This is a genomic window from Pedococcus dokdonensis (genome assembly GCF_900104525.1).
In the GTDB taxonomy this organism is placed as follows: Bacteria; Actinomycetota; Actinomycetes; order Actinomycetales; family Dermatophilaceae; genus Pedococcus; species Pedococcus dokdonensis.
Genome location: NZ_LT629711.1, coordinates 2974809 through 2987142, shown reverse-complemented (window position 1 = coordinate 2987142; position 12334 = coordinate 2974809). Strand labels below are relative to the sequence as shown.

The following is a 12334-nucleotide window of genomic DNA, read 5'->3' as shown; positions in this document are numbered from 1 at the left end:
GCCGGGTCGCCTGGGGCGGGAGGGGCTCAGGGGACGCTGAGCGGCCCGGCCAGCAGCTCGGGGTGCTGCGCGTCGCAGGTGCGTGCCACGGCATACACGGTGCGGGTGCTGCCCCGGTCGACCAGCGCGATCACCGCCGGTGCCCCGTCGAGGGTCGCGACGTCACCCTGCACGGGCAACCAGTCCTGCACCCCCAGCGCGGTGAGGCAGCTGCGCAGCCCGGCCTCGCCGTCGACCGTGCCGTCCTTGGCCGCCGAGGAGGTGTCGACCGCGGTGCCGAGGGCGGCGGCCTGGGTGGCCAGGCCGGCCTTCGTGTATGCCGTGCCGGTGGCGGCCAGGCGGACGTTGCCGATCGCGCCACGCACCCGCAGGTCGCCGGAGCTGGACGGTTGCGACCGCGGGGCCACGGTGTTGCCGTCGGTGGGCGGGGAGGGTTGCGCACCCGAGCCGGCGGAGTCGCCCGCGGAGTCACCGGCCGACTCGAGACTGGCGGCCGCGCCGCTGGCACTGTCGTTGGACGAGCTGCCCCCGAGCGCCGCCATCACGTCGCCGGGGCCGGTGCCGGTGAGCAGGGCCGGGACGCCCACGGCGAGCACCACCGCTGCGGCGGCCGCGGCGCCGAGGTGCTGCCAGCCCCAGGAGCGCCGTCGCAGCGGCACCACCGTGCCGCCTGCGCCCTCGCCCTGCCCACGAGCGGACTGCTCGTGCGCGATCGAGGCGGTGATCCGGGCGACGAGGTCGTCGGGCATCGGGCCGGGGTCGGGCAGTGCGGACAGCAGCGCGCGGATGCCGGTGGGGTCGGGCTCGAGGTCGGGGGAGCGGTCGGTCAGCCCGCGCGGCTGGTCACCGGACTGGTCGCGGGACTGGTCACCGGGCTGGTCCCCGGACGAGGGGACGCCGTGGTCTGCGGGAGGCACTGGGGGCGTGCTCACCACGACTTCCTCCAGACGATCGGGTCAGGTTGCGGGGTCGCGACCGGTGGGGTCGCGTGCTGTCGACAGGCGCTGCGGCCGGGACGGACACGGCGGCGGCGACATGTGTACGACGTCATGGCTGCCCCGATGGTTCCCGCAGCAATGCGGCCATCGCCTCCCGACCCCGGCTGCACCGCGACTTCACGGTGCCCTCCGCGACCTCGAGCACCTCGGCCGCCTCGGCCACCGACAGGCCGTGCATGTCGACCAGGACCAGCGCCAGGCGCTGCCCCTCGGGGAGCCGGTCGAGCGCCTCGCGCACGTCGAGCCGGGTCTCCACCGACGAGTGCGCGTCGTGCCGGTCGGGCAGCTCGCGCTCGGGCAGCTCGCTGGTCGGCTTGTCGCGGCGCAGCCGGTCGAGGCAGGCGTTGACCACGATCCGGTGCAGCCAGGTGGTCACCGCCGCGTCGCCACGGTAGGAGCCGGCCCGGCGGAACGCCGAGATGAACGCGTCCTGCACGCAGTCGGAGGCCAGCTCGCGGTTGCGGGTGGTCCGCAGCGCCACCGCCCACATCCGGTCCCGGTGCCGGCGGAACAGCTCACCGAACGCGTCGGGGTCGCCCTCGACGTGCGCCCTCAGCAGCGTGCGGTCGTCCTGCTCCTGCAGCGGGAGGGTGCCCATGGGTGTCTCGTCGGCCGCCGGGACGGCTCAGCTGACGGTGACCTCGGCGACCGTGGCCCGGAACCGGCCGTCGGCCACCTGGGTCACCGCGGTGAACCAGATGAACACGTACTGGCCCTTGACGGCAGCGGGTGCGGTGAGGGTGATCTCGCCGGACTTGCCCTTGGAGGCACCCACCTGGCTGGCGCTGTCCATCGAGTCGCGGTCCTCGCCGACCAGGACGCTGACGTCAGCGGCATTGGGCAGGACGAGCTTGACGGTGTGGACCTCGCGGGTGTTGCCGAGGTCGAGCCGCAGGCCGACGCCCTTCTTCAGGCCCCCGAGGTTCGGGCTCGCGTAGCCCTCGGAGCTCCAGTAGGTGTTGTCCTTGCCGTCGAAGGTGCGGGCCGCCTCGCCGTTGCGCTCGGCGCCGTCACCCTCGGGGTCGAAGCCGGTGGCGCTGAGGATCGCGTAGGGGTCGCCCCCGCCGCCGGTGTCGCCCGAGTCATCGGCGCCCGTCGGTGGGACCGTGACGGCCGGGGCGGTCACCGTCTGCGTGCCTCGGGGGGTGGGCGAGCCACCCAGGCCGAGGTCGGACTTCGACCCGATCTTGGACGCGCCGATGGCCGCCACGACGGTCACCACGACGAGGAAGGTGGCCACGATCGCGAGGACGATCTTGGTCTGGTCGCGACTGGGCGGGGCGACCCGGTCGGCGGAGAGCAGCGGTAGTGGCGCGTCGAGCGGCTCCTCGCCCTCGACGAGGGCCTGGTTGAGCGAGATCCGGCGCTGCTCGGCGCGGTCGGCCGCGGCCTGGCGCTGGGCGCGCCGCTCGGCGGCCTTGTCGGCGGTCGCGCGGGCGAAGCTGCCGAACCGCTGGGCCGCCGCCCCGGCTGCCTGCCCGGCGGCTTGGCCGGCGGTGCCGAGGGCCGAGCCCACTGCGCTCGCGGCCGCGGCGGCCTGGGCGGCTGCCGCAGCACCCGCGCCGGGCTGGTCGGGGTCGACCGTCGCACCGGGGGGGACCGCACCTGCTGGCGGGCCGGGTGCCGCCTCGGGCTGCGCGGCACCGGCCGCGATCGGCCGGGTGGGCGTGGGCTCGTCGGCACCGCTGGGCGCGAGGACCTCGGTGGTCGGCGCGTCGACGGGGGCGAGGTCGGGCGTGGTCTGCTCGTCGGGCGGGACCGGCGGCGGGGGCACCTGGGCGGCGGCCTCGGCGAACGCGGCGTCGGAGAACCCCGGGTCGACCAGAGCCGGGTCGGCGAACGCGGCGTCGAGGTCGGCCACCGGCATCGCGATGGTCCGCGTGCTGTCGTCATCGGCCCGCCTGGAGCCGGCGAAGCCCTGCACCTGGGTCATCGCCCACGGGGCGATCTGGGTCGCGAAGTCGCCGGGCGTCAGGGGGCCCTGGTCCTCGTTCAGCGTGAGGCGGCACAGCGCGTCGAGGTCGCCGGGCACCCCCGCCGCGATCTCGGACGGCGCCGGCACACCGCCCACGACCCGCGGGGCGGACTCCAGGCCGGGCACCGAGCCGGGCAGCGGCCACCGGCTGGTCAGCGCGGCATACGTCACGGCCACGACCCCCACGGCGTCGGTGCGGGCCGCGCGGCTGGCGTCGACCTCCTCGTCGGTGGTCATCGAGGCGGTGGTGGCCACCCCGCGCACCTTGATCGTGCCGTCGTGGGCACGGAGCACGGAGTGGGGGGTCAGGCGCAGGTGGTGCAGGCCACGGCCACGGGCCGCCTCGAGCCCGGTGGCGGTCTCACCGGCGATCCGGCGGACCTCCTCGGCGGGCAGGCCACCCTGCTCGAGGAGGTGGGCCAGCGTCTGGGCGTCGGGGATGGACTCCTCGACGAAGAACGCGATCCCGTCGGAGCGGCCGACGTCGAGCACGCGGACCAGGCGGGAGTTGTCGAGGCCGGCCGCGCGGCGCGCCGCGTCGAGCGTGGTGTCGGCGTGGGACTCCTGCTCGGAGAAGCAGACGATGACCACGTCGCGCTCGAGGGTGGTGTCGTGGGCCGACCAGCGTTCGGCCCTCGGCAGCTGCTCGAGCCGGCGCTGGACGGCATACCGCCCACCCAGCACCGTCGAAGGGCCAACCCCGTGCACACTGCCTCCTCCGGTCTCGTCCGTGCCGTCGCGTCGCGGACGCGGCCTCATCCTAGGCGGTGCTGCTCGGGGACGGGCGGCTCAGGACGGGCGGCGCCGCAGACGGCGCACCACCGGGTCGAGCAGGAGGGCGACCTCCTGGACCCGCATGGCGTGCGCGAGACCGAGGGCGAGCACGACGAAGACGCCGCCGCCGACCACCACCTCGGTGAACGCGCCGGTCCAGGAGCGGCCGTCGATCCCGGCCGACTCCATCAACCGCACGCCGAGCCAGGTCAGCGCACCGGCGGCGAGCGAGGCCAGCCCGAGCCGCACGTAGCTGCGGATGCTCGGGTGCAGCCGCAGCGACCCGAGCCGCCGCCGAAGCAGCACGAACCCGAGCAGCGCGGCCGCCAGGTTGCTCAGGGTCTGGCCGAGGCCGACCACGATGCCGGTGTGGATCGGGTCGACGGTGGCGGCGACGAGGTTCGCGGCCGTCGCGACGACGGTGACGACGACCTGGAGCCGGAACGGCGTGCGGGCGTCCTCGTAGGCGTAGAACACCCGCTGGATGAGGTACAGCCACCCGAACGGCACCAGCCCCAGCATCATCGCGACCATCACCCGCCCGATCGCCGCGGACTCGTCGGGTGTGTTGTCGAAGAACGCGACGCGGGCGACCTGGGTGCCGAGCACCACCATGGCGACGGTGCCGGGCACGAGCAGCACCGCCGGCATCCGCAGGCCGCTGCCGAGGTCGGCCACCACCGCGGCGCTGTCCCCCCGGTGGGCTGCCTGGGAGAGCCGGGTGAACAACGCCGTCACGAGCGAGACGGTGATCAGGGAGTGGGGGAGCATGAAGAGCAGGAAGGCGTAGCCGTAGGCCGCGAGGCCGGCGCCGCCCTCGTCGCGGACGTCGAGCAGGTGGGTGGCGCGGGTCATCACCTGCGAGGTCACGATGTAGCCGGCCTGGCTGAGCGCTACGGCGGCGAAGGTCCAGCCCGCAACTGTCGACGCGCTGCGCAGGCCGACGCCCCGGAAGCCCCACACCGGTCGGTAGCGGAACCCGCTGGCCCGCAACGGGAGCCACAGCGCCGCCGCCTGCACCGCGACGCCGAGTGTGGCGGTGCCGGCGAGGATCCAGATCATGCCGGGGGTCCAGTCACCGACCTCGACGCGCTCGGGGTGGGCGAGCTTGAACCACAGCAGCCCGCCGATGGCGACGAGGTTGGCCAGCGCCGGGGCCCACATGTATGCCGCGAACTGACCACGCGCGTTGAGCACCTGCCCGAACAGCGTGTAGAGCCCGTAGAAGAACACCTGGGGGAGGCAGATGAAGGCGAACGCCACCGCGAGCCCGAGCGCGTCGGAGTTCCACTCGCGGGTGGCGAAGATGCGCACGAGGAGCGGGGCGGCCAAGGTCACCACCACGGTGGCGCCGACGAGCAGGGCCAGCGAGAGGGTGAGCAGCCGGTTGACGAACGCGTGGCCGCCGTCGTCGTGGCTGGCTGCCTTGGTGATCTGGGGGACCAGGACCGCGTTGAGGACTCCACCGGCCAGCAGGAGGTAGAACTGGTTGGGCAGGGTGTTGGCCACCTGGAAGGTGTCGGCCGCCAGCCCGATGCCCAGGGCGCCGCTGAGCAGCGCGGCCCGACCGAAGCCGAGGACGCGCGAGACCACGGTGCCGGCGGCCATGAGGGCACTGGACCGGGCGAGGCTGCGCTCGCCGGACGGTGCGTCGGTCATGGGGTCGTCTCTCGGTGCGGGTCGGCCGGGTCGGCCGGGTCGTTGACGGGCGCGTCGGTGGGCAGGCCGTCGGTGGGGAGGGGATCGGTGGGAAGGCCGTCGGTGGGCAGGGGGCCGGTCGGCACAGGATCGGTCGGCTGTGGCCGACGACGGAAGGTGCGCACGATACCGAGCAGGAGGACGGCCCCGGCCACCCCACCCAGGCCCCAGTAGACCCAGTGGCCCGTGGGGGTCACCCGCACCTGCACGTCGGCGCCCTGCCCGATCACGGTGCCGTCGGGGGTGGTGAGCGTGGTGCGCAGCGGCACCGGGCCGGCCGCGAGCGCGGTCACCCGGACCGAGACGGTGGCCCGGCTCTTCGGCCCGATCCGCAGGATGGCGGGCTGGCTGTCGATGCGCAGCCGGGGGTTGGACGCCTCGACGGTGAGCTTGACGTCGTCGACCGGCACGGCGAGGTCGTTGGTCACGGTGATCTGCAGCCGCCCGGAGTCGGCGAGGAAGTTGATCGTGCTGGCCGACACCTTCACGGCCGTGGTGGTCTGCTTCGCGGCCTCGGTGACCCGCCCGCTCAGGGTGTTCCACGCCGTCGGGGCGGCCCGCCACCGGGTGGAGGCGAGCTGCTCGGCCGCCCGGGTCCAGGTGCGCAGGAAGACGTCGCCGTCGTCCCGGATCTGCGCGACGCCCCGGACGGTGCGCACGGTCTGGCCGAGCTCGACGACCCGGGCGTCGGTGAGGACCGCACGCCCACCGGTGACCGGCGTGCTGGGACGAGTGACCGGGGCGGCCGTGGTCGGGGCCGCACGGCGCGCCGTGGCCAGCGCCCGGTCGGTGGTCGTGGGAGTCAGCCAGGGGATCGTCGCCGCCGCGGCGAAGAACCGTCGGGCCGTCTCCGGGTCGGGGTTGAACGAGCGTGGGGCGGCGACGAACACGCTTCGGCCCTCGGTGCCGGGGAGCTCGTTGAGCAGGGCCACCGAGTCGGCGACGAACTGCTGGGTGCCGAGCACGCCGTCGGTGGACGACGTGGTGCGGGCCAGGAGGGCGCTCAGTGCGTCGTCGTAGGCGAGCAGCGGCAGCCCGGTGTTGCTGCGCTGCGTCGCGCTCGGGGTGTTGAACGTCTCGGCGGACCTCAGGGCAGCGGCGGACGTCACCTGCCCGGCGAGGGCGGGCGACCGGAAGACCCGACGCAGCGCCGTCTCGCGGCTCGCGGTGTAACCGCCGTCGGCCGGCCAGGCGACGTCGGACCGGCCCTCGAGACGGGTGGCCACTCCCTCGGCGCGGTCGACGAAGCCGCGCATCAACGGCTCGCCGGCGCGGATGCCGGCGACGGCAGCCAGGTCGGCGTCGGTGTCGGGCAGCACCCACGGGTGGTGCTGGGGGGCGAGCTCCTCGATCCGGTCCTCGGTCGCCGTGCGCAGGACGCCTTCCTCCTTGCCCTGGGCCGAGTCGTCGTCGATGTCGACGTCGTCGGGGAGCAGGCTCGGGGTCAGGGTGGGGTCGAGGGCCCAGGTCACCGGCGCGTCCTGGGTCGCGGCGATCACGCGCGAGACCCGCGACCCCTCGGACAGCGCCTCGGACCACGCCGTCTCCCGCGCGCTGCCGGCCCCACCGAAGAGGTTGGGGTCGGGGTCGAGGGTGAGCGGCACGGCCCAGCTGATCGACAACGGCTGGTACTGCTTGGTCTGCTGGTAGCCGGCAAAGGTCCGGACGCCGCTACGGCCGGACTGGATGCTGAGTGGCATGGCGCCGTAGGCAGCCGATCCGAGCGAGGCGAGGTCGCGCACCCGCACCGTGAACGGCGAGCTGGCGCCCGCGGCGACCGAGCCGGCGAGGCGGGTCTGGCCGATCACCCGCCCCGGGGCGGGCCCGGTGGCGGCGGCCCACTCGCGGACCGCCTTGCGGGTCGGGTCCATCGAACCCAGCACCACCGAGACGGTCGGGCGGGTCAGGGCGCTGTCGGAGTCGTTGCGCACGGTCCCGGTGACCACCAGGTCGTCCGCGCCCCGCGCGACGGCAGGGGTCACCGAGCTGAGCTGGATCGTCACGTCGGCCGCGGCCGAGGGGGCCGCTGTGCTCGGCGAGGAGCCGGCCACCCACCCGGGCACGGCCAGCGCCGCCGCGGCGAGCACGCGGCACACGGAGGCGCGCAGCATCACCCGTCTCCGGCCAGACGCTGCCAGGCCTGCCGCGCGATGCGCCGTTCGTTGGGGAAGGTGAGGTGTTCGTGGGCCTCGCGCAGCGGCAGCCACGCGACGTCGATCGCCTCGTGGTCGGGGTCGTTCTCGATGGTGAGGTGCCCGCCGGTGGCCTCGAGGAGGTAGTGGTGCACGAACTTGTGGATCCGGCGCTCGCCGGTCGCGAACCAGTAGTCGATGGTGCCGAGCTCGGTGAGGACGCGGCCCTCGATGCCGGTCTCCTCCTCGACCTCGCGGGCGGCCGCCTGCTGGAGCGTCTCGCCCTGCTCCATGTGACCCTTGGGCAGGCACCACTCGACCCGCCCGGCCCGGTTGCGCCGGGCGATCACGGCGATCCGGGCGACGCCGTCGTGCACGTCGACGACGATCCCGCCGGCCGAGCGCTCCTCGACCGCGGGCAGCCGGGGCCGGCTCGGGGCCAGCCTCTCGGGGTCGCGCGCGGGGGACGTCACCCCGCCACTCTAACGAGCGCCTACCCTTGACCTCCGTGTCCACCGCCGATCCCCGCGAGCCACAGCGCGAGTCGCTCCCCGAGGCGCTTGTCCAGCTGCTGCCCGAGCTGATGCGGGCCGCCACCGCGCACCTCGCGCCGGTGCTTCCGGTGCTGACCGAGCTCGGCGAGCTGTTCGCGGCGCGGGGCCACGAGCTCGCCCTCGTCGGCGGGCCGGTGCGCGACGCCTTCCTGGGCCGGGTCTCGCCCGACCTCGACTTCGCGACCAGCGCGACCCCCGACGAGAGCCTGGCGATCCTGCGGCCGTGGTCCGAGGCGCACTGGGACGTCGGCCGCGAGTTCGGCACCATCGCCGCCCGCCGTGGCGAGCACACCGTCGAGGTGACCAGCTACCGCGCCGACGCCTACGACGGCCAGACCCGTAAGCCGGTGGTCGCCTTCGGCGACAACCTCGAGGACGACCTCGTGCGGCGCGACTTCACGGTCAACGCGATGGCGCTCCGCCTGCCGTCCATGGAGTTCGTCGACCCGTATGCCGGGCTGGCCGACCTCGCCGCCCGTCGCCTGCGCACGCCGGGCCCCCCGGAGGTGTCGTTCGGTGACGACCCGCTGCGGATGATGCGGGCCTGCCGGTTCGTCGCCCAGCTGGGGCTCGACGTGGCGCCGGAGGTGCGGGCCGCGATGACCGCGATGGCCGGGTCGATCGAGATCGTCTCGGCCGAGCGCGTCCGTGACGAGCTGACCAAGCTGCTGCTGGCACCCGCTCCGCGCGCCGGGCTGCGGCTGCTGGTCGACACCGGCCTGGCCGACCAGGTGCTGCCCGAGCTGCCCGCCTTGCGGCTCGAGGTCGACGAGCACCACCGCCACAAGGACGTCTACGAGCACTCGCTCACCGTGCTCGACCAGGCGATCGCGCTCGAGGGACCGGCCGACGGACCGGAGGCCTCGGTGCCCGGGCCCGACCTGGTGCTGCGGCTCGCAGCGCTGCTGCACGACATCGGCAAGCCCGCCACGCGTCGGTTCGAGCCCGGCGGTGGCGTGTCGTTCCACCACCACGAGATGGTCGGGGCGAAGCTCACCGCCAAGCGGCTCAAGGCGCTGCGCTACGACAAGGACACCGTGAAGGCGGTCACCCGGCTGGTCGAGCTGCACCTGCGGTTCCACGGCTACGGCGACGGCGCGTGGACCGACTCGGCGGTCCGGCGCTACGTCACCGACGCGGGGCCGTTGCTGCAGCGCCTGCACCGGCTGACCCGGTCGGACTCGACCACCCGCAACGCCCGCAAGGCAGCCCGGCTCTCGCAGACCTACGACCAGCTGGAGGAGCGGATCGAGGCGCTGATGGCGGCCGAGGAGCTGGCCAGGGTGCGGCCCGAGCTCAACGGCAACGAGATCGCCGAGGTGCTCGGCATCGCGCCCGGACCGGTGCTCGGCCGGGCCTACTCGTTCCTGCTCGAGCTGCGCCTCGACCGTGGCATGGTCGGCCGCGAGGCCGCCGAGGCGGCGCTGCGCGAGTGGTGGGCCGAGCAGCCCGAGCGCGGCTAGCCGGGGTCAGCGCTCGAACGAGCTCTTCTCGGCGAAGTAGGACTGCAGGAACGACCGGGCCTGGGCGTCCCAGTCGGCGTTGTCGTGGCTGCCGCGACCGTCGTTGACGCACACCGAGAGGTACTTGGACAGCTGGCCGGTGTCCTGCGCGGCCAGCAGCTGGGCGAACAGCCGGGCGTAGCGGTGGTTCTGCTGGATCAGCAGCGTGGTCCCGCCGTCCGGCACCGCCCGGCCGGTGAGGAAGGCGTAGTGGTGGTAGAGGAACCCGGTCACCGCGATGTCGGTGCTGTCGCGGAACCGGTTGGCCCGCGTGCGGGTGAAGGCGTCGGCGTACTTGCCCTCCATCTCCGCGAGCACCGTGCGGTTCATGCTCTGCGGTGAGTGGGTGTGCAGCCGCACCGGGGTGCGACCGAACTCGTCCGCGAGCAGGGCGGCCGAGTTGCGGGCGCCGTTGAGGTAGTCGGGGTCACCGGGGGTGGCCGGCCCGTTGACGATGCCGTAGGGCTCTAGGCGCAGCCGGGCAATGCCGTTGGCGTGGAAGAAGTCGGCCGGCTCGGTGCGACGGGTCAGGAAGAAGTCGTCGTTGGAGTAGACGAAGTGGTCGGCCAGCCCCGGGATGCGGTGCACGACCGTCTCGATGGCGTGCGAGCTGAAGGTCGGCAGGTGCTCGGCCTCGAAGACGTCGGTGTGGTCGACCCAGTTGATCCGCGGGTGGTCCACGTCGAGCCACTCGGGCGGGCGGCAGTTCGTGAGCACGTGGATGGTGCGGATCCACGGGGCGTACAGCTCCAGGGAGCGCAGCGCGAACTTCAGGTCGTCGCGCGTCGCGAAGCGGGACCGGTCGCTGGCGTCGCTGGCCTCCTCGGGCGCCCAGGCCGCGAACATCTCCTGCCAGTTCGGGTCGGAAGCATCGACCCACGAGAACACCCAGTCGACGTCGAACGGCACGACCTCGGCCGCCGGCGCGGGCAGCAGGTCCTCGAGCGCCCAGGCCCCGGATCGCTGGTCCATCGCCTCCGCCGTGGACCGCCAGATCCGCGAGGCCAGCGGGTTGTTGTTGGGCGAGGACAGGTGGCCCTCGGGGTCTCGCTCCACGCCTCCACCGAGAGGGTGAGCGGGGGTGCCGAGGACCGCATGTCCTGGACGACCAGCCGGATGAACTTCTCGGCTACCAGGGTGTGCAGGGCGGCCCGGGTGGAGGACTCGAGCAGCGCGTTGGTCCGGCGGTGCCGCAGCTCCACCGCCAGCGACTCGCGCTCGGCCAGCCTCAGCAGTGCCCGGAGGACGTCGGACGCGTGGTCGGCCGTGGCACACAGCCGGGTGATGCCGCCCTTGACGTCGTCGGTCCACCAGAAGCTCACGCCCTCGTCGGCGAGCAGCCGCGCGACGTCGGCACCGGTGAGCCGGGTCTCGCGCACGTGGAAGTCGTCGACCGCGCTGGGCCGCGGCGGGTGCTGCACGTCGACGGTGGCGTCGGACGGCGCGGCGACCATGCGTGCGAACGCGCGCCGGTACCGCTGGACGCTGAGCGGTCGCAGGGATGGGCTCACGGGGTGACTCCGTTCGGGTCGAGCAGGTGGTTCACGATGCGGGGGGCCGCCAGGCCGTCACCGTAGGGGTTGCGCAGCCCGACGATGTGAGCGTAAGCGGCCTCGTCGGACAGCAGCCGGCTCGCCTCCGACACGAGCAGGTCGCCGTTGACTCCCACCAGGAGCGCGGTCCCCGCCTCGACCGCCTCGGGGCGCTCGGTGGTCTCCCGGGTGACCAGCACCGGCACGTCGAGCGACGGGGCCTCCTCCTGCACCCCACCGGAGTCGGTGATGATGAGGTGGGCGCGCGCCATCAGGTGGACGAAGTCGACGTACTCGACCGGCTCGATGAGGTGCACGGTGGGGAGGTCGCCGAGCAGCCGCATGGCGGGTTCGCGGGCCTGCGGGTTGAGGTGCACCGGGAAGACGATCTCGATGTCGGGGAACCGCTCGACCAGCCGGCGCAGCGCGGTGAAGACCCGCTCCATGCCGGTGCCGAAGTTCTCCCGCCGGTGGTTGGTGACCAGGACCAGGCGCTTGCCGGGATCGAGGAAGCCGTAGCGCTCGGCCAGCCGGGCGGCGACCTCGGGCCGCGGCAGCAGCTCGTTCTTGACCCAGTGCAGCGAGTCGATCACGGTGTTGCCGGTCACGAGGACGTCGCTGGGTGAGACCCCCTCGGCCAGCAGGTTGGCCCTGGCCTGCTCGGTGGGCGCGAAGTGCGTGCTGGCCAGCCGGGTCACGATCCGGCGGTTCGCCTCCTCCGGGAACGGCGAGTTGAGGGTGGCGGTCCGCAGGCCCGCCTCGACGTGGCCCACGGGCACGTGGTTGTAGAACGCGCCCAGCGCCGACGCCATCGCGGTCGAGGTGTCGCCGTGCACCAGCACCATGTCGGGCCGGACCTCGGCGATGTGCTCGGTCACCCGCTCGAGGGCGAGCGCGGTGTAGCCGGCCAGGCTCTGGCTCGGCTTCATCAGGTCGAGGTCGGCGTCCGCGGTGACCTCGAGGATCCCCATCACCTGGTCCAGCATGTGGCGGTGCTGGGCAGTCACCAGGACGTGGCTGGTCACCGCGCCCTCGCTCTGCTCGATGGCTCGGACGATGGGGGCCATCTTGATGGCTTCGGGCCGGGTGCCGAAGATGAGCATGACGTGGGGCACTGGTGTTTGTCCTTGTTTGTTGTCGGGTGCGCGCAGAGGATAGCCGCTACGCTC

General features: G+C 73.7%; 9 protein-coding genes. 1 reads left to right on the top strand and 8 read right to left on the bottom strand.

Going from position 1 to position 12334, the window contains the following annotated elements; all coding sequences use genetic code 11:
• Window positions 1-26: 26 nt before the first annotated feature.
• The 6 genes from BLQ34_RS14025 to BLQ34_RS14000 all read right to left on the bottom strand — a co-directional run bounded on the left by BLQ34_RS14025 (window position 27) and on the right by BLQ34_RS14000 (window position 8050).
• Window positions 27-932 (bottom strand): hypothetical protein, encoded by a 906-nt coding sequence (locus BLQ34_RS14025; RefSeq protein WP_157693059.1) that lies wholly within the window; start codon window positions 930-932, stop codon window positions 27-29.
• A gap of 115 nt (window positions 933-1047) precedes the next feature.
• The gene (gene sigM, locus BLQ34_RS14020; RefSeq protein WP_091786710.1) at window positions 1048-1596 is read right to left on the bottom strand and encodes an RNA polymerase sigma factor SigM; all 549 of its coding nucleotides are present in this window, start codon (window positions 1594-1596) and stop codon (window positions 1048-1050) included.
• A 27-nt stretch (window positions 1597-1623) separates the two neighbouring features.
• Window positions 1624-3681, bottom strand: coding sequence for a protein kinase family protein (locus BLQ34_RS14015; protein WP_157693058.1), 2058 nt, complete (start codon window positions 3679-3681; stop codon window positions 1624-1626).
• Window positions 3682-3762: 81 nt separating this feature from the next.
• Window positions 3763-5406: a murein biosynthesis integral membrane protein MurJ gene (gene murJ, locus BLQ34_RS14010; protein WP_091786705.1), complete on the bottom strand. Its 1644-nt coding sequence runs from the start codon at window positions 5404-5406 to the stop codon at window positions 3763-3765.
• Window positions 5403-7556, bottom strand: a complete 2154-nt coding sequence (locus BLQ34_RS14005) for a DUF6049 family protein (RefSeq protein WP_091786702.1) — start codon at window positions 7554-7556, stop codon at window positions 5403-5405. The genes murJ and BLQ34_RS14005 overlap by 4 nt, the downstream gene beginning before the upstream one ends.
• Window positions 7556-8050: an NUDIX hydrolase gene (locus tag BLQ34_RS14000; RefSeq protein ID WP_091786699.1), complete on the bottom strand. Its 495-nt coding sequence runs from the start codon at window positions 8048-8050 to the stop codon at window positions 7556-7558. Before BLQ34_RS14000 ends, BLQ34_RS14005 begins: the two co-directional genes overlap by 1 nt.
• Before the next feature lie 110 nt (window positions 8051-8160).
• Here BLQ34_RS14000 and BLQ34_RS13995 point away from each other — a divergent pair, with 110 nt between their 5' ends.
• On the top strand, window positions 8161-9594 hold the full coding sequence (locus BLQ34_RS13995; RefSeq protein WP_091790009.1) for a CCA tRNA nucleotidyltransferase: 1434 nt from the start codon (window positions 8161-8163) through the stop codon (window positions 9592-9594).
• Between the two features lie 6 nt (window positions 9595-9600).
• Here BLQ34_RS13995 and BLQ34_RS13990 read toward each other — a convergent pair whose 3' ends face one another.
• Complete coding sequence (locus BLQ34_RS13990; RefSeq protein WP_091786696.1) at window positions 9601-10689, bottom strand: stealth conserved region 3 domain-containing protein; 1089 nt, start codon at window positions 10687-10689, stop codon at window positions 9601-9603.
• A 451-nt stretch (window positions 10690-11140) separates the two neighbouring features.
• The gene (gene wecB / locus BLQ34_RS13980) at window positions 11141-12280 is read right to left on the bottom strand and encodes a non-hydrolyzing UDP-N-acetylglucosamine 2-epimerase (protein WP_231961181.1); all 1140 of its coding nucleotides are present in this window, start codon (window positions 12278-12280) and stop codon (window positions 11141-11143) included.
• Window positions 12281-12334: the final 54 nt, after the last annotated feature.